The sequence below is a fragment of the Bradyrhizobium sp. Leo170 genome, assembly GCF_004296405.1.
In the GTDB taxonomy this organism is placed as follows: Bacteria; Pseudomonadota; Alphaproteobacteria; order Rhizobiales; family Xanthobacteraceae; genus Bradyrhizobium.
Genome location: NZ_PSRR01000107.1, coordinates 1 through 23,381, shown reverse-complemented (window position 1 = coordinate 23,381; position 23,381 = coordinate 1). Strand labels below are relative to the sequence as shown.

Here is a 23,381-nt window from a genome sequence, read left to right as displayed (position 1 = left end):
CTAGGACCTTATATACTTAGAGAAGTCGGGAACAGGTGCCGGCGGCGTCGCCGCCGATTGACCTCATGACGGTTCCATGATCGAAGCAACCGATGATGCGGCCGCCAGTTGCATATCCGCACTACGTTGCACCTTCGGCTCCCGCAGACACGCGCATCTACGCGGTCGGCGACATTCACGGACGCGCCGACCTGCTCGCCGACACCATTACGCGTATCGACGACGACATAAGCCGGCGGCCGATCCGCTACGTGCTCGAGATCTATCTCGGCGACTACGTTGACCGCGGTCCCGATTCCAAGACCGTGCTCGATCTGTTGGCAATTCGCCTCGTCAGGAATCACGCAGTTTGCCTGCGTGGTAATCATGAAGAGCTATTGCAGCACTTTCTTGACGATCCGGCGGTGTTCGCACAGTGGCGGCGGCTCGGCGGCCTGCAGACGCTGGCCTCCTATGGCGTGTCTCCGCGCGACATGCCAGTCTCCGAAGTCAATCTGCAGCGCCGTTTTCTCAACGTCTTCCCACGTACGCATGCCCTGTTCCTGCAATGCCTGCGCGACAGCTTTATCTGTGGTGACTTCTTGTTTGCCCATGCCGGGGTGCGCCCGAGCGTTCCGATCGAGCAGCAGCATCCGGAGGATCTGCTTTGGATCCGCCAGGAGTTTCTCAATTCGGATGAAGATCACGGCAAATATGTCGTGCACGGCCACACCCCGGTTCCCCATCCTGACATCAGGCACAATCGCATCAATATCGACACCGGCGCGTGGAGAAGCGGGACCCTGACCTGCATCGCCATCGAAGGAACAGCGATTCTGGTGCTGTGACAGACGCAGGCGCCATTAACGCTGCGCGATCATGGAACCGCACGGAACTGTCGCGGAACCACCACCCACATTCTTTCGCCTTGTTTGCTCACTTATGCTCCGCGCCGTTACTGACGGACTTTCGTGGGGATGCAGTCATGCAGCAACAATCAATCCGTGTCGCCCGCGTGGCGCCACGCAATATTCTATTTGCGTTTGCTTTGGCGAGTATCGCGGGTTTCGCAACTTTCGCATCGGCTCAAACGCAAACCGGCTCGCATGCGTTCTCGACGGGGACCTACGTGCTCGGTCCGAACGACAGAGTGCGTGTGAAGGTGTATGGGGAGCCCGACATCACGGGAGAGTATGAAATCGACGCGAGCGGTCAGGTCTCGATTCCACTTGCAGGACGCATGAGGGCGTCCGGCATGACGACCAAGCAGTTGGAACGCGCGATCACATCCGCGCTATCGAAGGACATCGTGCGTGATCCGAAAGTGAACGTCGAGATCGTCGCGTACCGACCTTATTACATTCTCGGCGAGGTCAAGAAGGCCGGCGAGTATCCGTACCGCCTTGGTCTGACCGTGATGGATGCGGTCGCCAGCGCCGGCGGATTCACCTATCGCGCCAACGAGGGCAAGGTCTATGTGCGTCGATCGGGCAGCACAGCGGAAGAGATCTACCCGCTTGATACGCCGATCCTGGTGTTTCCTGGTGACAACATCCGGGTTCCCGAGCGCTACTTCTGAGTGGCTCGTTCGACGGAGCGGTCTCGCTGCAAATCACGCGCGTAAAACATTTATGTCATGCGCGCTGCCATAGTGTCGTCGATTTGCGGTGAGTATTATTTTGCAATGCAGAAAACTTTTTCCCGCGACGCACGTTAATGCGCGGGGAGATGTTCTCTGATCAAACCAGCAATGCTCCGTAGTGCGCGCGTAACAAGTGCATGGACTGTCATGTCGATGCGCAGTCCGCGGTGAATTTGTGAGCACGGGCAACCGAGCCTCAGGACTTCACCGCCTCCAGAGTTCCCGCAAGGGATGGATTATGGGACGCACGACTGCATTTGGCTGGTTGAATGCGATTGGAACGAGAGGGCCGCAAACCCGTTCGGTCGTCGCGTTCGGTCGCCGTGGACTGAAGATCGTACCCGCACCGGTGACTGCGATTGTTCTTGGACTCGGATCACCGGCGGATGCGCAAGTGCTCCCCTGGCCAAATGAGGAGGTGGCGCCGCCATGGAACGCGCAACAAATCTTCGAGCCATCCCCGCCGCCCAAGCTGACCGATCCTGACACCCGTGAGGACATACCGCCGGAGGACACGCCCGTGAAAGGCCGCCTACAGCCTGGCTACGAGCCTGTGGGCATTCGTTCGGGCTCCTGGATGTTCAATCCGTCGCTGATCACCGGCGGGTTCTTCGACAGCAACGTGTTCGCGTCGAATACCGACATCCGCAGTGACGTCGCGGCGGTGGTCGAGCCGTCGCTGCGCGCCCATTCCCTATGGGAGCGGCACGGCCTCGACCTCAAGCTCGATGCCCAGGAGACGGTCTACAAGCAGAACTCCAGCCTCAACCAGACCAATGCCAGCCTGAAGGGCAATGGCTGGATCGACGTTGCTCATGACATGGCGCTGCTGGGCAGCTTCCAGGTCGCGCATCTCAATGAGGGCGTCGGCTCGCTGAGTTCGCCCGCCAACGCCATCGCGCCGACACCTTATAATCTGTACTCAGGCGATGTGACCCTGCGCAAGGAATTCAACCGGCTGACCACCTCGGTCGGATTCCGTACCGATTCCTACGACTTCGGCTCGACCGTCTCGCAGGACGGCAGGACCATCAACCAGGATGCCCGCGACGGCCAGATCTACTCGCTCCACAGCCGGATCGACTATGCGTTTTCCGACACTCTTGGCTGGTTCGGCAGCGCCGAGGGCAATGTGCGCGAGCTCCGCGGCCAGCCGCTCCAGCCGCTGAGTTCCCAGGGCTATCGTGCGCTCACCGGCGTCACCCTCGGACTGACGCGTCTGCTCACCGGCGAAATCGGCTTCGGCTATGTGCAGCAACAGTTCGTCGATCCGACCGTCGGCACGATCGCAGGCCCGACCTATCGCGCCAGGCTGACCTGGAGCCCGACGCGGATGATCGACGTTCACTTCAACGCCGAGCAGATCGTCACGGAGACTTCCGACACCAGCGCAACCGGTGTGCTCGCCAATGCCGTGCAGCTCGGACTGGACTATGAGCTGCGCCGCAACGTCATCGTTTCGTTCTACGGCGGCTATGAGAGCGACCGCTTCTTCGGGCAGCCGCGCAAGGATCAGGTCACCACCTCCGACGCCCGCGTCAAATATCTGCTGAATCGCTTTGCCGCGATCGCGGTCTATTACCGCTTCACGTCACGCGAAAGCAACATCCCGACTTTCAGTTACGACAAACACCTGGTGGGATTGAATGTTACAACGCAGTTCTGAGCACCTGGCTCGCCCCCCGGAAGAGACCAGGGAACCTGCCGCAAGTCGCTGGCAGGCTCCGACCGTCGATCTGCGCGAGATGGCGCGCATCCTGCGCCGCCGCTACAAGTTTGCCGTCCTGCCCGCTGTCGTGCTGGTCGCACTCGGGCTGACCTACTGTCTGCTGGCCACTACACTATATACGGCGACCGCGACCGTGCTGGTCGATCCACGCCGAGCCGCGGCCGTCGAGACCAACAGCCAGACCGCGCTTTCGAACTACGGCACCGATGATGCAACCATCGAAAGCCAGTCATTGCTGATCCAGTCGATCGCGATCCTGGACCGGGTGGTCCGCAGGCTGAAGCTGACGCAAGATCCGGAATTCATCCCGACACCGGGCCTCCTCGATCCGATCAAGCGGCTGTTCGCCTCGGCTGCGCCCGAAGGTGCGGCGGACCCGCAAGACGCGGCGCGCGCGCGTTCGATCGAAATCCTGCAAAAGCGCATGAAGGTGACGCGGCAAGGCACGACCTTCCTGGTCGACATCAATGTCAGCTCGGAATCGCCGTCGAAGGCCGCTATTATCGCCAACGCGGTCGCGGACGCCTATTTCGAGGACCAGGTCCGCGCCAAGAATGACGCGACCCGCATCGCCGCGAACTGGCTCGGCGGCCAGATCAACGATCTCAAATCGAGAGTCGTCACCTCCGAGAAGGCGGTTGAGGATTTCCGCTCCGCCAACAATCTGACGGTTTCGCAGGGCGTGACCGTCAACGACCAGCAGATCACCGATCTCAACAACAAGCTGATCGCCGCGCGGGTGCAGACCGCGGAGGCGCGCGCCAAATATGATCAGGTGCAGCAGATCGCCAAATCCGGTGGTGATCCCGGCGGCATCAATGCGGCGATTTCGTCTGATATGATCACGAAGTTGCGCACGCAATATGCCGACATCGCCAAGAACGAGGCCGATCTCTCCAGCAAATACGGCTCGCGGCATCCGCTCGTCACCAATGTGCGCGCGCAGCTCAAGGACACCCAGCGGCTGATCAACGAGGAAATCAAGCGGATCCTCGAGAGCACCAAGCACGATTACGACGTGGCGCTCTCCCGCGAAAATTCGCTGAGCCAGAGCCTGGAGCAGTTGCAGAACGTATCCAATACGTCGAGCCAGGCTCAGGTGCGGCTGCATGAGTTGCAGCGCGAGGCCGAAGCCAACCGCACTCTCTATGAATCCTATCTGGCGCGCTCGAAGGAAGCGACGTCGCAGGAAAGCCTCGAGCTGCCGGACTCGCGGGTGGTGACCAAGGCCAGCGTTCCGATCCGTCCCTCCTCGCCGAAAACCATGCTGATCCTGGGCCTTGCCGGGATGCTCGGCCTTGGCTTTGGCAGCGTGCTCGCCTTCGGCGCCGACTATCTCGACGGCCGCATCAAGACGCTGGAGCAGGCGGAATCAATATCGGGCGTGCCGGCGCTGGCCGCCGTGCCGTTGATCGGCACAAGGGAACTTGCAGGATTGGCGCGGCGGCGCGGGCGCGGCGAACTCGAAAATCATGATCCGAGAACGGTCAAGCTGTTGCCTGCCGCCTTGCAACCGCCCCTGATGCGCTATGCGATCGACGAGCCCGCCACATTCTTCGCGGAGGCGATTCGCTCGGTTCGCCTGGCGCTGCAACGGACGATGCGGATGCAGCCGGTCAGGGTCGTGCTCGTCACCTCTGCCCTCGACAGCGAAGGCAAGACCACGCTTGCCGGCAATCTGGCGCAGTCGCTGGCGACGTTGGGTATCCGGACGCTTCTGATCGACGGCGATCTCCGCAACCCGCAACTCACCCGCTCGCTCTGCCCGCGCGCCGACATCGGACTGTTGGACGTTGCCCTGGGACGCGCGGCCATCGAGCAGGCGATCCTGACCGACGAAAGCACCGGCCTGTCCGTGCTGCCGTCGACGGCGGTCAAGCAGGCCGAGATCATCACCGAGCTGATGTTCTCCGACCGCATCGTCGACGTGCTCGATCATCTGCGCCATCGCTACGAATTGATCATCGTCGATTCGCCGCCGCTGGTGCCGCTGGTCGACGGCCGGGCGCTGGCCGAGCTTGCGGACCGCATCATCCTGGCGCTGGCCTGGGATCAGACCCCGCGCGAGGTCCTGAGCCACACCATCGACCTGTTGTCGCCGGTCTCCGATCGCATCCTCGGCACCGTGCTCACCCGCGTCGACCTCAGCCGCCTGCAGTTCTACGACTATTACCGCAGTTCCGCCTATCTCAAGCCATACGGAACCGCGAACCTCAGCCCCGGAGCGGCGCGGTGAACACGCGCAGCTTTGCCAGCCAACCTTTAAGCCTGCCTGGCGCGGTGTCGCACGCTCCGTCCGGAACGCGAACGCGCGGGATGACGTTCGACACTTTTGTCGAGTGGCTGGCGACGGGCTTTCTTGTGCTCGCAATCGTAGCGATGTTCATGCTCTCGGCGGGCATGCTCACCAACGTAAAGATCCACTATCTGACGGCGGGCGGCAATTTCTACGAGAAGCTGCATCCGGCGACGTACTTCACCTTCCTCGCCTTTTTCCTGCTGCTGATGCGCAGCCGCGGACCGATCGGCGAGATCGACCGGATGTTCTCGCAGTCGAAGCTCCTCTTGTTCTATCTGCTCTGCTGGCTGTTCCTGCTGGTGCAGATGTTCGTGCTGGAACGGCCGTTCACGGTGATCTTCGACACATTCCTGACGCCGGTCGTGTTGTGCCTTGCCATCTGGCAGCTCTCGCCGTCGCAACGACGGCCGCTGGCGTGGGCGATCCATGTCACGATTCTCGTCAATATCGTGGTCGGCTACTATGAGTATTTCTCGGGTCACCGCCTGATTCCACTGACAATGGGCGACATCGTCGTCCTCGGCGAATGGCGCTCCTCGGCCTTTCTCGGCCATCCCCTCACGGCATCCGGCGTCGTCGCGGGCTATGTGCTGGCCCTGCTGCTGCGGCCGGCGCTCTGCCCTCCGATTCTGATACGGGTGCCGCTGATCGCCTTCAGCCTGGCCTCGTTGATGGCGTTCGGCGGCCGGACCGCGCTGGTGACTGTGCTGATCGTGATGGGACTGCTTGTCGGGATCGAGATGCTGCACATGCTGCGGGGCAAGCGCATCCCGCTCTCTGCCGCGATCCTCGCCATCTGCCTGCTGTTCGCAGCGGGCGCAGTCGGATTTGCGGCGCTCGATCTCGGCATCTTCGACAAGATGCTGTTGCGCTTCTCCTCCGACAAGGGCAGCACGCTGGCACGCTATGCCACCTTTCACCTGCTGTCGTATTTCGACTGGCAAGAATTGCTCCTCGGCCCCAATCCGGTCCGGGTGACTTCACTGCAGAGCCAGCTCGGCCTCGACTATGGCATCGAGAATTTCTGGATCTCTTGCATCGCGCAGTTCGGCCTCATCCACACCGTGGCGCTGACAGTTGGGCTCGCTTGCCTCTTCACCGAGATCATCCGGCGCGCCGATCGCGGCGTCTGGGCGATGCTGCTACTGATGTTGACGATCGCTGCGAGCTCGGTGAGCTTCTCGTCCAAGAATATCCAGCTTGCGCAGTTCATCGTCCTGATCACCGTGCTGCTGCCGCGCGACGAATATCGGCGGACAGCCGCTCCGCCTCCCGTCGCCCAGCGCCGTTACCGGCCTGTTCCCGCGTAAATCTGGCGTCAGGACATCGTATGGATATCTACGTCGACAACACCCATCTCGGACGTCACGTCACCGGGCTCGAGCGCATCACGCTCGAACTGTTTTCGGCGTCCGCGCTCGCTCCGCTCAATGTGGTGCCGGTCACCGCGCGCGGCACACGCCAGATGGTGACGACGCAGACCTTTGGCTTGCCGATGCGGCTTGCGACCTCGTCGGCGATGCTGCTTTGCCCCGGCTTTCCGCCCAGCCCGCTATTGCTGCCGTTCGCCTCACGCGTGCTGCCCTACATCCACGATGATTTCCTGGTGACGCGGCCCGCCGAACTGAACGCACGTGCCCGCCTCTATATGGCGCGTCCTTTCAAGCTGGCGCTGCGGCACTATCCCCGCTTCCTTGCCAATTCCAACGATACAAGGCGCCGGATCGCCGCCTATACCCGACCCGATGCCGAGATCACGCTGTATCGTCCCTCCGTGCGCAACGTGTTCGGATTGCAGTCGGAGCAGCGCGCCGGCCGCGCGACTGCGCCGCGACCGCTGCGACTGGTCGCACTCGGCACCGTCGAGCCGCGCAAGAATTTCAAGGCGGCCGCCGCGCTCGTTGGGGCGCTGCGCGGAAGACGTTTTTCCGACGCCACGCTGGATATTGTCGGCCGGCGCGGCTGGGGCGACGACTGGCAAGCGCTGGAAGCCATGCCGGGCGTTACGCTGCACGACTATCAGCCGACCGAGCGCGTCAGGGAATTGCTTGATACGGCCGACCTGTTCGTCTGCACGTCACACGACGAAGGGCTCGGCCTGCCCTTGCTCGAAGCGCAATATGCCGGGCTGCCGATTGCAGCACCCGATGCGCCGATCTTCCGCGAGGTGCTCGACACCTCCGGCATCTTTATCAATCCCGCCGAGCCCGCCGCCGCCGCGGCGCAGATTGCGGCCGCGCTGTCGATCCAGAACTGGCGCGCGCGCTACGTCGCGCTCGCCGAGCAGAATCTTGCTCGCTGGAATGCGCTTGCCCATGGCGACCGCGAAGCGGTGATCGACCTGATCTCGCGCCTTGCTGCCCACCCCCACACTTCCAGCCAGTTCAACCCGAAGCGGATCTAAACTTTTGCACAAGACCACCAACGCGATGCGGCACCTCGACAGCCTGCGGATCATCGCCGCCTGCGCCGTGGTGATTCTGCACTATTCCGATTATTTCAAGGAGCTGCCGCTCGGGCGCATCATCATCGCCCATCTCTGGCATTTCAACCTGTTCGTCGACCTGTTCTTCGTGGTTTCCGGCTTCGTCATCGCGCGCCAATATTTTGATCACGTCGGCGACGGCGCAGCAATCGGACGCTTCCTCTGGCGGCGCGTCGCCCGCATCTACCCGCTGCATCTCGCCACGCTGACGTTCTATATTTGTATTGCCCTCGCGCTTTCCTTTGGCATGGCGCGCTCGGACAATCCCGCGCGCTATTCGTTCTCCGATCTGCCGGCGCAGTTTCTGTTGCTGCATGCATTCGTCGGCGAACGGTTGACGTTCAACTTTCCGAGTTGGTCATTGTCAGCGGAAATGTTCTGCTATCTGCTGTTTCCGTTGATCGTTGCGCTCGCATTGCGGCGCAAAACGTTGATCATCGTGTTCGTGGCGTTGTCCGCGTTTGCCAACAGCGTTTGGGCCGCGACCATGGAAACCCTGCCATGGTCCGAGTGGATCAACGAGGGCGGTGCCTTCCGCGCGGTGCCCGCGTTCAGCCTTGGCATTGCCTGTTCCGTCTACCGCGACCAGATCGCGCGCTGGCCCGCAACGCGTGGGGCGCTGATGTTGGCGCTCGGCGGGTTCACCCTGTTCGGCTCGTGGCTAACACCAATGGCTGCGCTGGTTGCGGTCTACGTGATCGCTGTACTTGCGATCCAACTCGACTGCAGCGGCAGCGATACGTTGTTATCGATGCTCAGGCTCGATCGCTTCGCACCGCTGACCTATTCCAGCTATATGCTGCACATGCCCATCGCGACCGTCATCATCACCTTGGATTCGCGTCTGGTGCTCTTCGCCTCTCCAGAAGCCAAGCTGATCCTGGCGCCGGTGTCGTTCATCGTCCTTGGCATCGCCAGTGTGCTGTCCTACCGATACTTCGAGACGCCGGCGCGGCGCTACCTGACCGACCTCTACGATCGCCGCTTCGCACCGGCCGCGGCAGCGGCACAGGCTGTAGCAGCGGCACCGATCTCGCAGCGGGAGATCGCATGATGACGCTCGCGGCATCCGCTCAGGCAGAACTCGTTCACACCCGCGCGGACGCTCGGGCGAGGGGCCGCGACGCCGTGATCGACACCATGCGGGGCGTTGCCATCCTGATGGTGATCGGGATCCATTCCGTGCCGCAGCCGCTCGATCTCGCCTGGACCAAAGCGATCGATGCCGCGCTGCGGCCTTGCGTACCCATCTTCCTGTTCGCGTCCGGTTACCTGACCGCGCGCGCCGGACGTGTGCCATTGTTCAAGCGGCTGAAGGCTGCGGTGATCCCCTATACAATCGCCTTCATCGCGGCCTATCTCTACATGACCCTGCACAATCCCGCGATGGATCATCGCGTAACCACGACGGTGGCGCGGTTCGCGCTCGCTTATGTGTTCGTGTACTACTACGTGTTCGTCTATATCGGCTGCACCATCGTACTGTGGCTGATCTATGCTGCCGCCGGAACGGACCGGCAGGACACGGCGCAGCGGATGACAATCCTGCTTGCTCTTGCGATCGGTTTCGGGCTTGTCGCCGGAAGCTACCTCGATCCTCTGCTGTTCCATCTCGGCTTTGCCGACTCCTTCGTCGAAGAAGTTCGGATGCGCGATATCCCCTTCTGGTTTTCGTTCATGGCACTCGGCGCGCTGACGGCATCTTTCGCCGGCGCGACCGCGCGGAACATGCGCTCGATCCTCGTCGGTGCCATGCTGTTTGCCTATTTGCTGTATCTGGCCGTCCGCCTGTCCGGGGTCGGCGATGCCGCAGTCTACGACTCAACGGCCTTCTTCCTCTACGCGGCGCTGTTCAGCGTTGCGCTGCTGGGGCTGCAGCCGAGTTTCACTTTGCTCGCGAGCCTCGGTTCGGGCAGCTATTTCATCTATCTCTGGCACATCTTCATCGTGATGTTGCTGCGCGACCACGCCGGATTGCGCCAGTTCGGCTCGGCGGCGAGTTTTGCGATCACCTTCGGATTGACAGCGATGGTCAGTATCGCTGCGCTCGGCGCGGTCAGGCAGCTCTCCTCCGCGCGCGTCGCCCGCTGGCTGGGAGCGTAACGATGCTGCTGCGCCACACCCTGCTGTATCTTCCTGCGCAGTTCGTCGGGCCGCTGTTCCAGTTGATCGCGATGATCGTGTGGACCCATGTGGTCAACGATCACACGCTGGGCATCATCACACTGGTCACCGCCACGCACGAATTCCTGCAGATCGCCTTCCTCGCCTGGTGGTCGCAATACGCACTGCGCTTCTCCGGTCGCTACAAGGATGGCGACGCGCCACGCTTCTACCGCACCGAAAATGCCGTGCTGCTGGCGTCGGTCCTGCTGCAGAGCCTCGTCATCGTCGTCGTGCTGCGCCTCGTCATTTCCCCCGATGCGCACTTCGGCATGCTGCTTGCCGCCATCGCCTACGTGGTGACGCGTTCGCTGAACCTTTATATCGGCGAGCGCGCTCGCGCCCAGCAGCAGATCTGGGTCTACACGATCCAGCAGGTGGTCGGGCCCGCGGTTGGCTTTGCCGTGGGCCTTGTGATGATCAAGCTGTTCGGCCAATCCGCCGAATGGCCGCTGGCCGGCTACGCCATCGCGCAACTCGCGGCCGCGCTGGTGGTGCTGCCGAAGATCGCCTACGGTCGCCGCCTGTGGCCGATCGATCGCGAGATCGTAGTGCACGCACTGCATTACGGCGTTCCCCTGATCATCGGCGGCGGGCTCGGCTGGGTCGGGCTCAATGCCTCACGCTTCATCATCAACGAAATGTCGGGTGTGGCCGCCGCCGGCCTGTTCGCCGTCGGCTACGGACTCGGCCAGCGCGCCGCCGCGGTCGCCGCCATGCTGGTGACGGCCGCCGCCTTTCCGCTGGCGGTCAAGAGCATGGAACAAAGCGGCAGCAAGGCCGCCATGCGGCAGCTTGCCGACAACACCGCGCTGCTCGTTGCGATCCTCGCGCCAAGCCTGACCGGCATCTTCATGCTGCGGTTCGAGATCGTGCATCTTCTGATCGCCGCGCCATTTCAGCAGGCAACGCTGAGCGTACTGCCGCTTGCAACACTCGCCGGCGCGATCCGTAACCTTCGTGCCCATTTCGGCGACCAGGTGTTCCTGCTGCACAACCGCACGCGCTGGATGATGGCGATTTCCGCCATCGATGCCACCCTGACGGTGATCCTCAGCGTGGTGTGCCTGCGCTACTGGGGACTTGCCGGCGCGGCCGGCGCCACAGTTCTCGCCGCAACTGCGGCAGCCGCCACAAGCTTCAGCATCGGCTTCTCGCTGTTCGGGCTGACGCTGCCGTTCGCGCACCTCGCACGCATCGCAGTTGCGACCGTCGCGATGGCGGCGCTGTTGCGCGAATTCCCGGAAGCGGAAAACGCGATCAAGCTCGCCGCGCATATCGCCGCAGGTGCGGCAGTCTATCTCACAGTACTGGCGCTGCTGTACGCACCGTCACTGCTGAAGATGTTGCGGGCACGCCCGCAACATTCCGGCGCGTGACGATTCTGTTATGCCTTCTTTGCATTCTCGAACGCGCGCGCGATCGCGAACCACAACGGCTTTCGCTGCATCGATGAATCATAAGGCAGCGGCCGCGGCAGGCGTTGCGCGAGCGGATCCTTCTTCTTGGCCGCGTCCGTGTAGAACGAATAATTGTCCGCGAGCTCCCAGGCGATTACCATCTTGACCGCAGGCACTCGCAATACGTTGTTGAGGAATTTCTCGCCGGTCTCGGCGATCATCGCGTCGCGGGTGGCGATATCGTCCGGGAACGTGTCGTCGCGCACATCGAATTCCGTGATGTAGATATCCACGCCGCGTGACGCGAGTTCGTGCAGGAACTCGGCAAACCGTCCCGGATCATGCGGATAGCGCGGCTGCAGGTGCCCCTGCAGGCCGACGGCCGCGAGCGGCACACCAGCCTGCTTCAATTCATCGACAAGACGCAACAATCCGCTACGTACGATGTGCCCCACTTCGTCATCGCGCTCGGTCTGCGCCTCGTTAAGAACAAATTTGGTTTTCTTGTCGACCATGGCCGCGCGTTCGTAAGCGCGGCGGATGTAGCCGGTTCCGCCAAATGCGTCATACCACGGTCCGAGTCTGTAGCCGCCGGGCGCCTTGTGGCCCGGCCAGAACGGCTCGTTGACGACATCCCAAGAATGCAACTTGCCGACATAGCGGCTGACAACTTCCTCTATGTAGGAATCGAAGAACGCCTGGCGCTCCGCGCTGCTCATATTCTTGATCCACTGCGGAACCCATTCGTTCCAGATCAAACAATGGCCGCGCATCGGGATATGATTGCTCGCACAAAATTGCAGCAGACGATCCGCGCTCTCGAAACGTTTGGGGCCAGGTTGTGGCGCGATCGTGCCCATTTTCATCGCAATGTCGGCCGTGATGATGCGCGTCTGTGTCGTGTAGAGCTCGCGATAGGCAAGATCCTTGTCAATGACAGGACCAGCGGCAGCACCAAAAGCAAATCCATGTTGTGCAGCGATCGCGCCGAGACCCTGACTTTGCGCCGGCGCGGCCGTCGACATTTCGGCACGCGCAGCGACGCCTGCCCCTGCGAGAATGGCGAGTGCATTTCGTCGCGACATCTGCATGGCTGCTCTCCATCAAGTGAATGCATTCGCTGCGCTGAATCATTTTTGCACAGCGGCAACGCCATCGTTGCGACGCAATAGTTCTATTTCGTGGCGCTGCTCGTCGAGGAAGAGTCTTCGAGATGCGAGTTCCCATCGCACAAGCATTGAGCATGCCGACGACTTCCATCAGTGCACCTCGGCTTCTCTTTCACCTGGAGATCGACATGCCGGAAATACAGACGCAGCAGCCTGCGACATCCAATCTCAATGTTGATGGCATCGCCATCAACATTGGTTCACTTCCCGAAGCGGTGAACTCGATCGTATCGGCTGCGCAACGAGGCGAGAGTTTCAGCGTGTGCACGTTGAATCTCGATCATGTCGTTCAACTGCAACATCGGCCCGACTTCCGAGCGGCTTATCGTCGTGCCAAGTTTGTGACGGCCGACGGGTTCCCGATCGTTGTGCTGTCGCGTCTGCTTGGCACGCATATCGAACGGACCACCGGAGCCGATCTTGTGGAACCGCTCTGCGAGGAAGCGCAGAAGAGAGGCCTTCCTGTGTTCCTGCTCGGGTCGAATGACGAGACATTGAAAGTCACCGCGCAACGTTTGTCGGAACGGTTCCAGGGTCTGCAAGTTGTGGGATGGTATGCGCCCGGCCCCAACTTCGATCCTTATTCTGCCGAGGCCGATCATGCGATCGAACTGATCCGAGAGTCCGGTGCAAGACTTTGCTTTGTCGCGCTTGGAGCGCCACGCCAGGAAGTATTTGCAGCGCGCTGTCTCGACGAGCTCGATGGAACCGGCGTGTTGTGCATCGGCGCCGCGCTCGATTTCATCGCCGGCACGCAGAAGCGCGCGCCGTCGGTTACGCAGAAGGCCGGGCTCGAATGGGCCTGGCGCATGTTGAACAATCCAAGCCGGCTCGGACCGCGCTATGCCCGTTGCATGGCCGCCGTTCCGGGACTCGTTGCGCGGACCCTGCCCCAGATCATCAACGCACGAATCCGGAAGACCGCATGACCTCGACCGTGACACTGGCGCTGCGCGCCCGCAATGCAAGCCGCGTTCGGCCACGCTATCAGATCTGCCTGCTCCATCCGTTCGACCCGCGCGGACAAAAGGTCGGAGGGCTCGAGACCTATATCCGCGACTTCATCACCTTCCATCCTGACAACACCGACATCCTGTTCGTCGGCGTGGATTCGATCGGTGACCTCACCCTCGGCGAAGTGCACCGGGTTACGTTCCGCGGCCGCACCTTCGATTTCCTGCCGATCCTGCGCTACAGCGATGCCCAGGCGCGTGAAGCCGCGCGCACCATTCGTTCCTCGCTGACAGGCCAGTTCTTCGTGGCGCTGCTGCGTCATTTCGGCCAGATCGCACGGCTGGTACGGACACGGCGGTGTTCAATCGACCTGCGACGGGTGGAGTTCTCCTGGCTGCCGGCGGTACTTCGTCTTCCCTTCGTGCAGATGCTGCATGGCGAGGGCGCGCCGAAACTGCAGATGGATTCGCTGCTCCGGAAATATTCCTTCGTGCACAATACCGGCGAGCGGTTCGCGGTGACGATGAGCGAGAAGTTCCTCTGCGTTAATCCGTTCATCACCGAGCGGATGCAGAAGACCTATCCGCGCAGCAAGGAGAAGATCGATACGCTGTGGACCTGGGTCAACACCGACATCTTCCAGCCGCAGCCGTTCCCGGAAAGCATGTCGCCGTTCCAGATCGTGTTCGCCGGCAGGCTCGACGAATTCAAGGATCCGCCGCTGATGTTCCGCACCATCGATCGTTTCCGGCAGCGGCTGAACGGCCCGATCCGCTTTCACTATATCGGCACCAGCGATCCGCACCGCTTCAGCGAGTTTGCCGCGATCGAGGACATCACCGTTCGCCACGGCTTCAAGGATGCCATGGGCATGGCGAAGACCTTGGCGGACGCGCATGCAGGCATTCTCACCTCCGAATTCGAGGGTATGCCGCGCTGCGTGCTGGAAACGCTCGCGGTCGGCCGTCCCGTGGTCGCGATGCATCTGCCGCAGCTCGAGTCGGTCATCCATGACGGCCAGAGCGGCTATCTGGTGACACGCGATGGCAGCCGTGACGATATGGTGGAGACTCTCGCACAGCGCTTCATCGATGTCCGCGACGCCATCGACAGCGGCAAGATCACGCCCGAGCAGGTCGCCGATGCGATCCAGGACTTCACGCCGGCCACGCAACTGGCGCGCGTGTACCGCTACCATCAGGAAATTCAGGACGCCCGCGGCTTCGCCGCCGCCACGGCCTCTTGAGGCATCGACGTGGACATCCTGCTGCTGACGAGTGAGTTTGCGCCCGCCATGGGCGGGATCGGCACCTACGCAGGGGAGATCGCCGCCGCCGCGGCGCGGCTCGGCGCGCGCGTCACCGTGGTGGCGCCGGACTACGGACAGGACAATGCAGGCCGCGATCGCACGCTGCCGTTCGAAGTGGCCCGCTTTGTCGGTGGCCTGCATTCGATGAAGGACTTGCCGGCGAAAATGATGCTGGCACGCAATAGGGTTCGCGAGCGCCCATACGATGTGATTCATGCGGCCGACTGGCCGTTCTTCATTCCTGTCGCATTGTCGCGCTGGCAGACGCGGGCACGCGTGCTGATGACGGTGCACGGCACCGAGATCAACGAAACCCAGACGCCGTTGAAGCGGCTGGCAATCCGCAGCGCCGGCGTGTTCGGACCTCGGACCGAGATCGTTGCGAACAGCCGCTATACCCGGGATCTGTTCTGCGAGCGGTTTTCCGTCGACGCAGGACAGATCAGCGCGATCAGTCTCGGCGTTTCCGACTTCTGGTTCGGAGATCGACGCGATCGGGCGGACATCCGCGCGGGGCTTGGGCTGGCGCCGGAGCGGCTGGTGATGGTCACCGTCGCGCGGATCACCCACCGCAAGGGACATCATCTGACGCTCGCGGCACTGGCGCGCCTCCCCGAGCGGCTGCGCCAGCGTATCACCTGGCTCGTGATCGGCCCGAACGGCGAGGCCGACCACGTCAACGAACTTCAGCGCTTGATCGAAACGGCGAACTGCGATGTTCGCCTGCTCGGTCCACTACCGAACGAAGAGATCCGCGACATCTATGGCGCGGCCGATCTGTTTAGCCTGACGGGGCTTCCGGATTCCTCCGGCAGGGTCGAAGGATTCGGACTGGTCTATCTCGAGGCCGGTGCCGGCGGCGTGCCGAGCGTTGCGACGGCCGTCGGCGGCGTTCCCGACGCGGTGCTGCCGGATCAAAGCGGCATTCTTGTTCCGCCCGATATCGACAGCATTTGCGCGGCGATCGCCAGGTTCGCTGAGAATGATGAACTGCGTGGGAGCCTTGCCGCAGGCGCGTTGGCCCATGCACGCGCATTGTCCTGGGAACGCTGCGCCACCGCGACCTACGGACTGTCTCGGAACGAGCGGCCTGCGCCCCAGGCCGAAGTCGTGACGGCATGAGACAGATCGTCGCCGCCGCGATCCTGCTTGTGCTCGCCACCGGCGCGGCACACGCCGGCGCCGACAACTGCCGCCGAAGCCGCGAATATCTGTTGGGTAGCCTCGGCGGCGATCTGAAGTTGCCGCCCCAATCCTACACCGATCTGTTCAAGATCTGCCTGGCGGCGAGCAGCATGACGAATGTCAAGGACGCCTATATCCTCAAGGACGGCGGCATCGCGGTCGTTCCCAAGCAGGACACCATTCCTGCCACGGCGTCGACATTGTCGCAATTCTGCGACGCCTATCCGAGCGCGACGCTGCGCTTCCTCACCAGCAAGGAAGTACTGACGATAAAATCCGTCGTCGGGATCGTGCAGCTTTCGTCGACCTCGGCGACACCCTGCAAGAAGATCAAAGGACTCACCTGAAGCCGAAGTCGCCGAGCGTCATCTCTGCGCGTCGTAATATCGCGGCATGACGTGCGGATCGAGCGGGCGCTCCGTCCGGCGTCCGAGGAAGAAGAAGCCGCTCGCCGCATCCGATCCGGGGCGGCCGCGCGTCAACGGATCGAGCAGGCGGATCCAGAAGAACGGTAGCGCGATCAGACGCGACAGCTTGTCGCCGGCACCGAGCGCACGGGCAAAATAGCGGATCGACCACACCAGCGCGACGCCTGCGCCACCGACGCGGCCCGCGCAGATTTCCGAGAACTGCTTGAACAGCCAGCGGTGGCCGCTCCGCGTGAAGCGCGAGAAATCATAGCCGCGCTCATGCACTTGTTGCATGAACGGCGTTTCGGCATAGACGAGGCCTCTGCGCCGAAGCACGCGGTGAATCTCGTTGACGACGGACGCAGGCTCAAGGACATGTTCGAGCACGGCCTGGACCCAGACGCCGTCAAACACGCCGTCCTCGAACGGCAGCCGGTGCGCGTCGGCCACCAGCAGCGTGTAGGGCGACGCGTAGACATCCGTCCCGATCAACTCGAGGCAGTCATCCGCGTAGAGTTCGTCGGCGCCGTCGCCAACCGCACCTCCGCCGATGATGAGCACGACCGGCCGTTCGGATTCCTGCTTCAGGAGCTCGATAAAGCGTGCACAGTTGGATTGTGCCACCTGATTGCCGCCGAAGGTGAGCTGATGGAGGCGCGAACTGATCGAGCGGCGCGACACATCGCGGTGAAAGACCGAACCATTGCCGCCGCGATACATTCCGCGCTCGAAGACGCTGGCGGCGAAATCGATCAGCACCGGCTGGTCCTCGACCACCGGAAACCCGCTTCCAGAGTATTCACACGTCACGTTGGAACAGAACGGTCGCGCGTCGATCTCGCGCAGCGACGCCGCACAGCGGGGACAGCGAACCGCGCGCCGCCACCAATCGGTCTGCGCCCATGTGTCCAATCGGTCGGTGACAGAGGAATCCAATGAGGCCCCTTGGTTCAAGCGAGGTTCCTGGGTTCCGCCTAGGAACTAACTGTGTCTCGATTTTTTGATGCAAATTGCGGCGCCTGTGCGACACAACATGCCAACGCGTGCGGGGCAAGATGGTTCTGTGTGGTGGTCGGATGGACTCGCCTTCAGCAAGCCACAACACAACCGCCGCCGGTCACGTCACGCAGCGACGCGAGCCCGCGCTTCCGGATGAGAGAATGAATCTTCAAATTGTCAGCACGATGGCTACGCTGATCGTCGCCGCGATCTTGATCGTGGACTGATTGTGTGAGGATGGTTCACGGAACTTCTCTGCTCGAATTGTCAGTCCGAGCAGAGCTCAAATGAGCGCGTGGCTCTTCATCGACGTGGTGTTGGTGGACTGGGTCGATTTCGTGGAACTAGCGGACCTGCGGTTCTTCGATTCCGCGAAGTCATGCATTCCCGTTTGCCACTGCAGGCCGACGATCGCGCCCTTCGTCGGCTGAAGCAGCGCAAGCGATGAGAACAGCGTCACGGGCAGCCATATCGCAAGCTGAAGCCACGCCGGCGGCGCGTAAGCTATCTCGACGGCGAGCAAGGCCGGCACGACCACATGTCCGACGACGACGATGACGAGATAGGCGGGAAAGTCATCGGCACGCTGCGGCGTGTAATCCTCGTCGCAGACTTCGCAGTGATCCACGACCTTCAGGAAGCGGCGGAAAAGATGACCCTTCCCGCAATTGGGGCATCGCATGGTGAAGCCGCGCCGCACGGCTTGGGCAAGCGAAACTGGCTGTGTCATGGCTGAATTCCTTGACCTGAGGCATGTCCATACAGTACGAGAATGTATGGATACAATCAAAGACAAACAGGCCTATTGTATGGATTGGGTCCCTACACTTTCCGAATGGCAAGGCCCCCTGTTCATGCGCATCGTCGATGCGCTCGCGTCCGACATCGAGAGCGGCCGGCTTGTTCGCGGACAAAGGCTGCCGACGCACCGCGCGCTCGCGACCGAACTCGGCATCGATCCCACCACCGTCACCCGCGCCTATGGCGAAGCGCGCCGGCGCGGGCTGCTGGACGCCAGGGTCGGCCAGGGAACGTTCGTTTCGGAGACGACGGTGCGTTCGCCGTCGCACGTTCCCTCGCAAGTCACGATCGACCTCTCGATGAATCTTCCGCCTCAACCCGTGGAAGCCAATCTGGATCTTCGGATCGCGCAGGGATTGGAGACCATTCGCAGGGAAAGCGGCTTCGGCGCATTCCTGACCTACTCAAGACCCGGCGGCAGCGATCTCGAGTTGGAGACGGCGGCAAACTGGCTGCGCCATCGCGTGCACGATGCGAACGCCGAGCGTCTCGTGATTTTTCCGGGATCGCAGGCTATCGTCTTCAATGCGCTTCTCGTCCTCACCTCGCCCGGTGACGTGGTTCTGACGGAGGCGCTGACCTATCCCGGCCTGAAGACGGCGGCCGCTCGATTGGGCGTTCGCCTGATCGGCTTGCCGATGGACGAGCAAGGCGTGCGGCCGGACGCGCTCAAGGACGCATGCCGCAAGCACAAGCCCAAGGCCGTCTATCTGGTGCCGACGCAGCAGAACCCGACGACTGCGACGGCGGGTCCGGCGCGCCGCAAGGCCATCGCCGAAATCATCCGCCATGCAGGGACTTTCCTGATCGAGGACGACGCCTATGGTGCGCTCGAGCCGTCGACGTCGCCGATCGCAAACCTTATCCCCGAGCGGAGCTATTTCGCTGCCAGCATGTCGAAATGCATCGCACCAGGACTACGCGTCGCCTATCTGCAGGCACCTGATTCCATCGCAGCGCAGACCATGCGCAGCGGATTGCAGGCGACGATGCAGATGTCACCACCCCTGATGGTCGCGCTGGTCACCCACTGGATTCGAAACGGCCTCGCCGACGAGATCATCGAGGCGGTACGCAACGAAGCCAAGGGACGACAGCAACTGGCGGGCCGTATCCTGAAGGGCATCGCTTTCGCATCCCGTCCCGCAAGCCATCACCTTTGGCTGGAGCTACCGCCATCCTGGAATCGGATGGACCTGCTTTCGCATCTGCTGCGTCACGGGCTTGCCGTTGTCGGCGAAGATGCGTTCGCCGTCATCGACAAGCCGCCGCGCGGGATCCGCGTCTCCCTCGGCGCGGCGCGCAACCGCGCCGATGTCAGCCAGGCCATGCAGGTGCTCGCCGCGGCCATGAAATTGTCGGTCATGGCGACGCAGATCGTCTGAGGCGCCGGCCGCTCAATTCGGCTTTCGCCACCAGATGAAGAGCGAGTAGAGGACAACCGGGACGGCCAGGGTCACCCATGCGAGGGCATCCCACCAGCCGTCTCCCACGAGCGCGCCGACGAGGCCGAGCGTGCTGACGATCGCGACCAGCAGGGGCGCGATAAAGATCTGCCGAAGCGTACGATGCATGGATTTGCGCGACATCATCAGGACGATAATGCGGGACTTTCGACGCCGGAGGAGTGCGCGATCACGCGATCGACGCTGACCCCTGCCCTTCGCCGCCGCACCCACAAATAGATCCCGGTGACGAGGACAATGATCGTAAGCACGTCGAGCAGTGCCCAGAGGATCTTGAGCGGCATGCCACCATAGTCGCCGAAATGCAGCGGCTGGGAAACGAACAGCGTCGAGACGTACCAGGGCATGTCGCGGCTGTCGGTGAGCGTGCCGGTCTCGGCGTCGATCAGGGCCGGCTTCAAGAGGCGCGAGGTGAGCGGCGTGTTGCCGCGCAGGAACACGGTGTAGTGGCTCTTGCTGCTGAAGATCGAGCCGGGGAACGCGACGAAGCTAGGCGTCATCCCCGGCACCGCATGGGCCGCCACCTCGACCGCCGCATTGACCGACGTCAGCTTCGCGGGCGGGGCGCGATCGCGATATTGCGCGGTCATCTCGGCAAGCTGGCCATACTGCCACATCTTCAGGACCAGATCGGCCCATGTGTTGATGACGCCGGTGAAGCCGACCACCAGCGTCCACGCAACGAGAAGGATGCCGGCAAGGTTATGGACGTCCAGCCAGCGCACCACGCGGGTTCGGCCCGCGCGATACGTGCCGAAGCTCAGCTTCCGCATCGAGGGGGCATAGACGACGATGCCGGAGATGATGGCGACGCAGAACAGGATGCCCATCAGGCCAAGGAAGAGCTTGCCCGGCAGGCCTGCGAACATGTCCGTATGCAGTTTGAGCATGATGTAGGTGAAGCGGCCGGTGACATCAGGCGCGTCCAGATAGGCGCCCGTATGCGCGTCCATCCGGATCAAGAGGTTCTTGCTCGGATCGGACGTGATCGAAGGCCCGACGCTGACGAACATCGCGTTCGGATCGTCACGGTCCCAGATCAGGAAATGCGGGACCTGTCCCGCTGCATTGGCGATTGCATTGGCAAGCAGATGGTCGAGATCGGCCAGCGGCGCATCCGCCGCCACCTCCGCCGGCTTCACCTGGCTGTGCAGGAGGTCGTCGATCTCCTCATGAAAGATCAACGGCAACCCCGTGACGCACAGGAGCAACATGAACACCGTGCAGATGAGGCTCGTCCATTTGTGGACGAAACCCCATCGCCGAAGAGACCTGGTCGCCGCCGTCACTTTGCCTTCCTAGTTCCAACTGTATTTCAATGTGCCGAGCACCGTACGCCCATTCCCCAATCCGCAATAGGGCAAGCCGGTCAAGCACGACGCGACGTAGAAATGGTCGGTCAGGTTGGTCACGTTGACCTGCGCCTTCAATCCCTTCCAGTCCGGCCGCAGATAGCCGAAATCGTAGCTCACCGCAGCATCGAACAGCGTATAGGCCGGGATGACAAACGTGTTGAAGCTGTCCCCGTAGCTCTCGCCGACATAGCGCACGCCGAACCCGAGCCCAAGACCCGCAACCGGACCATCGTACCAGGTGTACTTGCCCCAAAGCGAAGCCTGGTCCTGGGCCGTGTTCATCATGTATTTGCCGGCAATATCCGGCAATGCTCGCCGAGACCTTCGGATCGAGATGGCTGTAGCCGCCGACGATCTCCAGTTCGCGGGTGATGTTGCCTTTCACTTCAAACTCGAAGCCGCGAACGCGTAGCGCATCGGTCTGCACGTTGAACAGCGGATTGATCGGGCTTGCGGTGAGGACGTCCTGCTGCTTGATCTCGAACACGGCCGCCGTCAGCATCAGGTTCGATCCGTTCGGCATGAATTTGACGCCGGCTTCAGTCCCCTCACCGGTCGTCGGCCTGAACGAATTGCCGGCGAGATCGGCGCCGAGGTTCGGCGTGAACGACGTCGCATAGCTCACATAGGGCGACAGTCCGAAATCGAAGAGATAGTTGAGGCCGACGCGTCCGGTCTGCGCCCGGTCGTCGCGGGAATAGCTGCCGGCGAGCGGAAAGACTGCGAAGCTCTTGAAATCCGTGCTGGCCCAGTCATTGCGTCCGCTCAGCGTCAGCGTCCAGCGGTCGAGCTTGATCTGGTCCTGCAGATAGAGACCGGCCTGGCTGAGCTTGTCGTCGCGCAGGATGAATGGCGCCAATGACGCGAAGGACGGAATCGCAGTGTTATATACCGGAGCATAGGCATCGATCGGAGCGATGCCGGCGGATCGATAGTCGGTGCGGGACCAGAGATTGAAGTAGTCGAAGCCCAATAGCACCTTGTGGGCGAGCGGTCCGGTCAGGAAATCCGCCTGCACCTGGTTGTCGACGGTGATGTTGGCGGCGCTTGCCTTCACATAGTTATAGCTGCGGTTGACGAGACGGTCGGTTGCCATGCCTTCCGTCCGAACCGAGGAGAGATCATTGGTGACGTCCGTGTAGCGCAGATTCTGGCGGAACTGCAGGTTGTTGTCGAAGCGGTGCTCGAAGGCATAACCGACCATGAACTGCTCGAGATTGTAGCCGTCAGCCCCGGGCACGCCGAGATAACGGCTGTATGGAACGTGTCCGTTCGGGTTGGGCAGGAACGACACCTGGCCCGTCACGTATTGCTGGTAACCCCTGTTGTCGGCCTTCTGGTACTGCGAGAGCAGCGTGAAGCTGGTGTCCGTCGTCGGGGTCCAGGTGAAGCTCGGCGCGATGAACAGCTTGTTGTCCTGCACGAAGTCGGTCTGGGTATTGCTGTCGCGTGCGAGCCCGACGATGCGGTAGAGGAACTCGCCATTCTTGTCGATCGGGCCGCCGAGGTCGAACGCGCCTTGGAAGCGATCGAATGAGCCGAACGTACCCTCGATCGTGTATTGCGGCGTCGCCGTCGGCCGCCTGCTGACCATGTTGAGCAGACCGCCCGGATCGGACTGCCCATAGACCACCGACGACGGTCCCTTCAGCACCTCGATCCGCTCGAGCCCATAGGTCTCGATCCGCGGCACGGCGAAGGTCGTATTGTCCTGCGGCAGCCTTAGGCCATCCAGATATCTGGGCGCATCGAACCCCCTCAGCTTGAAATTGTCGAAGAAGGCGTTGGCGCCGAAACTCTGCACCGTGACACCAGGCGTATAGCGCAATGCTTCGGCGACGTTCTGCGCGCCTTGCGCCTGGATCTGGTCCTGGGTGACGATCGAAATCGACTGCGGCGTCTCCAGGATCGCCGTGTCCGTCTTGGTCGCGCTCACGCTTTGCTTGGCGAGATAGCCGACCACCGGACCAGTGCCCCTCTCCCCGGTCGAGCGTCCCGCTGCTCCGCCCGGCGCGGCGGCTTCCTGCGTCACTGGG

20 protein-coding genes are annotated in these 23,381 nt (G+C 62.2%); 14 read left to right on the top strand and 6 right to left on the bottom strand.

Features of this window, described 5'->3' with window-relative positions; all coding sequences use genetic code 11:
- Positions 1 to 92: 92 nt before the first annotated feature.
- From CWO89_RS19305 to CWO89_RS19265, 9 genes are all read left to right on the top strand, one after another.
- A complete protein-coding gene (locus CWO89_RS19305; protein ID WP_245476393.1) occupies positions 93 to 827 on the top strand; it encodes a metallophosphoesterase family protein in 735 nt (244 codons plus the stop codon).
- 137 nt (positions 828 to 964) lie between these two features.
- Entirely contained in the window at positions 965 to 1,558 is a 594-nt protein-coding gene (locus CWO89_RS19300; RefSeq protein WP_130580328.1) for a polysaccharide biosynthesis/export family protein, read from the top strand.
- 457 nt (positions 1,559 to 2,015) lie between these two features.
- The gene (locus CWO89_RS19295; protein ID WP_245476392.1) at positions 2,016 to 3,287 is read left to right on the top strand and encodes an outer membrane beta-barrel protein; all 1,272 of its coding nucleotides are present in this window, start codon (positions 2,016 to 2,018) and stop codon (positions 3,285 to 3,287) included.
- Complete coding sequence (locus tag CWO89_RS19290; RefSeq protein WP_130580326.1) at positions 3,268 to 5,586, top strand: polysaccharide biosynthesis tyrosine autokinase; 2,319 nt, start codon at positions 3,268 to 3,270, stop codon at positions 5,584 to 5,586. The genes CWO89_RS19295 and CWO89_RS19290 overlap by 20 nt, the downstream gene beginning before the upstream one ends.
- An 80-nt stretch (positions 5,587 to 5,666) precedes the next feature.
- Positions 5,667 to 6,959 (top strand): VpsF family polysaccharide biosynthesis protein, encoded by a 1,293-nt coding sequence (locus tag CWO89_RS47005; RefSeq protein WP_207234520.1) that lies wholly within the window; start codon positions 5,667 to 5,669, stop codon positions 6,957 to 6,959.
- 20 nt (positions 6,960 to 6,979) lie between these two features.
- Complete coding sequence (locus tag CWO89_RS19280) at positions 6,980 to 8,053, top strand: glycosyltransferase (RefSeq protein WP_130580325.1); 1,074 nt, start codon at positions 6,980 to 6,982, stop codon at positions 8,051 to 8,053.
- A gap of 4 nt (positions 8,054 to 8,057) precedes the next feature.
- A complete protein-coding gene (locus CWO89_RS19275) occupies positions 8,058 to 9,188 on the top strand; it encodes an acyltransferase family protein (RefSeq protein ID WP_130580324.1) in 1,131 nt (376 codons plus the stop codon).
- Positions 9,185 to 10,237 carry an acyltransferase family protein gene (locus CWO89_RS19270; protein WP_245476391.1) on the top strand — a complete coding sequence of 351 codons (1,053 nt, stop codon included), beginning with the start codon at positions 9,185 to 9,187 and terminating at the stop codon, positions 10,235 to 10,237. Before CWO89_RS19275 ends, CWO89_RS19270 begins: the two co-directional genes overlap by 4 nt.
- A gap of 2 nt (positions 10,238 to 10,239) precedes the next feature.
- Positions 10,240 to 11,676 (top strand): lipopolysaccharide biosynthesis protein, encoded by a 1,437-nt coding sequence (locus CWO89_RS19265; RefSeq protein WP_130580323.1) that lies wholly within the window; start codon positions 10,240 to 10,242, stop codon positions 11,674 to 11,676.
- Positions 11,677 to 11,684: 8 nt separating this feature from the next.
- Here the strand turns inward: CWO89_RS19265 and CWO89_RS19260 are convergent, their stop codons facing one another.
- A complete protein-coding gene (locus CWO89_RS19260) occupies positions 11,685 to 12,788 on the bottom strand; it encodes an endo-1,4-beta-xylanase (protein WP_130580322.1) in 1,104 nt (367 codons plus the stop codon).
- 152 nt (positions 12,789 to 12,940) lie between these two features.
- Here CWO89_RS19260 and CWO89_RS19255 point away from each other — a divergent pair, with 152 nt between their 5' ends.
- From CWO89_RS19255 to CWO89_RS19240, 4 genes are read left to right on the top strand one after another with little or no spacing between them, the layout of a single operon-like run.
- Positions 12,941 to 13,795, top strand: a complete 855-nt coding sequence (locus CWO89_RS19255) for a WecB/TagA/CpsF family glycosyltransferase (protein WP_245476394.1) — start codon at positions 12,941 to 12,943, stop codon at positions 13,793 to 13,795.
- Positions 13,792 to 15,066: a glycosyltransferase gene (locus tag CWO89_RS19250; RefSeq protein WP_130580321.1), complete on the top strand. Its 1,275-nt coding sequence runs from the start codon at positions 13,792 to 13,794 to the stop codon at positions 15,064 to 15,066. Before CWO89_RS19255 ends, CWO89_RS19250 begins: the two co-directional genes overlap by 4 nt.
- 9 nt (positions 15,067 to 15,075) lie before the next feature.
- Complete coding sequence (locus CWO89_RS19245) at positions 15,076 to 16,251, top strand: glycosyltransferase family 4 protein (RefSeq protein ID WP_130580320.1); 1,176 nt, start codon at positions 15,076 to 15,078, stop codon at positions 16,249 to 16,251.
- Positions 16,248 to 16,661: a hypothetical protein gene (locus tag CWO89_RS19240; protein WP_207234519.1), complete on the top strand. Its 414-nt coding sequence runs from the start codon at positions 16,248 to 16,250 to the stop codon at positions 16,659 to 16,661. The genes CWO89_RS19245 and CWO89_RS19240 overlap by 4 nt, the downstream gene beginning before the upstream one ends.
- A gap of 18 nt (positions 16,662 to 16,679) precedes the next feature.
- On the opposite strand, the gene CWO89_RS19235 is transcribed toward CWO89_RS19240, so the two are convergent.
- Together CWO89_RS19235 and CWO89_RS19230 are read right to left on the bottom strand one after the other, a co-directional pair.
- Positions 16,680 to 17,678 (bottom strand): class I SAM-dependent methyltransferase, encoded by a 999-nt coding sequence (locus CWO89_RS19235; RefSeq protein ID WP_130580319.1) that lies wholly within the window; start codon positions 17,676 to 17,678, stop codon positions 16,680 to 16,682.
- Between the two features lie 328 nt (positions 17,679 to 18,006).
- Positions 18,007 to 18,453 (bottom strand): DUF983 domain-containing protein, encoded by a 447-nt coding sequence (locus CWO89_RS19230; RefSeq protein WP_130580318.1) that lies wholly within the window; start codon positions 18,451 to 18,453, stop codon positions 18,007 to 18,009.
- Positions 18,454 to 18,499: 46 nt separating this feature from the next.
- Between CWO89_RS19230 and CWO89_RS19225 the strand changes: the two genes are divergently transcribed.
- Positions 18,500 to 19,909 carry an aminotransferase-like domain-containing protein gene (locus CWO89_RS19225; protein ID WP_245476390.1) on the top strand — a complete coding sequence of 470 codons (1,410 nt, stop codon included), beginning with the start codon at positions 18,500 to 18,502 and terminating at the stop codon, positions 19,907 to 19,909.
- Between the two features lie 12 nt (positions 19,910 to 19,921).
- Here the strand turns inward: CWO89_RS19225 and CWO89_RS19220 are convergent, their stop codons facing one another.
- From CWO89_RS19220 to CWO89_RS19210, 3 genes are all read right to left on the bottom strand, one after another.
- The gene (locus CWO89_RS19220; protein WP_245476389.1) at positions 19,922 to 20,098 is read right to left on the bottom strand and encodes a hypothetical protein; all 177 of its coding nucleotides are present in this window, start codon (positions 20,096 to 20,098) and stop codon (positions 19,922 to 19,924) included.
- Positions 20,099 to 20,115: 17 nt separating this feature from the next.
- The gene (locus tag CWO89_RS19215) at positions 20,116 to 21,204 is read right to left on the bottom strand and encodes a PepSY-associated TM helix domain-containing protein (RefSeq protein WP_245476388.1); all 1,089 of its coding nucleotides are present in this window, start codon (positions 21,202 to 21,204) and stop codon (positions 20,116 to 20,118) included.
- A partial coding sequence (locus tag CWO89_RS19210) for a TonB-dependent siderophore receptor (RefSeq protein ID WP_245476387.1) occupies positions 21,161 to 23,381 on the bottom strand: 2,221 nt, incomplete at its 5' end. The genes CWO89_RS19215 and CWO89_RS19210, both read right to left, overlap by 44 nt.

Bases quoted from the DNA above. Each gene is read 5' to 3' on its own strand.
- CWO89_RS19305 (WP_245476393.1), top strand. From the start codon at position 93: ATGATGCGGCCGCCAGTTGCATATCCGCACTACGTTGCACCTTCGGCT.
- CWO89_RS19300 (WP_130580328.1), top strand. From the start codon at position 965: ATGCAGCAACAATCAATCCGTGTCGCCCGCGTGGCGCCACGCAATATT.
- CWO89_RS19290 (WP_130580326.1), top strand. From the start codon at position 3,268: ATGTTACAACGCAGTTCTGAGCACCTGGCTCGCCCCCCGGAAGAGACC.
- CWO89_RS47005 (WP_207234520.1), top strand. From the start codon at position 5,667: ATGACGTTCGACACTTTTGTCGAGTGGCTGGCGACGGGCTTTCTTGTG.
- CWO89_RS19280 (WP_130580325.1), top strand. From the start codon at position 6,980: ATGGATATCTACGTCGACAACACCCATCTCGGACGTCACGTCACCGGG.
- CWO89_RS19270 (WP_245476391.1), top strand. From the start codon at position 9,185: ATGATGACGCTCGCGGCATCCGCTCAGGCAGAACTCGTTCACACCCGC.
- CWO89_RS19265 (WP_130580323.1), top strand. From the start codon at position 10,240: ATGCTGCTGCGCCACACCCTGCTGTATCTTCCTGCGCAGTTCGTCGGG.
- CWO89_RS19260 (WP_130580322.1), bottom strand. From the start codon at position 12,788: ATGCAGATGTCGCGACGAAATGCACTCGCCATTCTCGCAGGGGCAGGC.
- CWO89_RS19255 (WP_245476394.1), top strand. From the start codon at position 12,941: ATGCCGACGACTTCCATCAGTGCACCTCGGCTTCTCTTTCACCTGGAG.
- CWO89_RS19250 (WP_130580321.1), top strand. From the start codon at position 13,792: ATGACCTCGACCGTGACACTGGCGCTGCGCGCCCGCAATGCAAGCCGC.
- CWO89_RS19240 (WP_207234519.1), top strand. From the start codon at position 16,248: ATGAGACAGATCGTCGCCGCCGCGATCCTGCTTGTGCTCGCCACCGGC.
- CWO89_RS19230 (WP_130580318.1), bottom strand. From the start codon at position 18,453: ATGACACAGCCAGTTTCGCTTGCCCAAGCCGTGCGGCGCGGCTTCACC.
- CWO89_RS19225 (WP_245476390.1), top strand. From the start codon at position 18,500: ATGGATACAATCAAAGACAAACAGGCCTATTGTATGGATTGGGTCCCT.
- CWO89_RS19220 (WP_245476389.1), bottom strand. From the start codon at position 20,098: ATGCATCGTACGCTTCGGCAGATCTTTATCGCGCCCCTGCTGGTCGCG.
- CWO89_RS19215 (WP_245476388.1), bottom strand. From the start codon at position 21,204: ATGTTGCTCCTGTGCGTCACGGGGTTGCCGTTGATCTTTCATGAGGAG.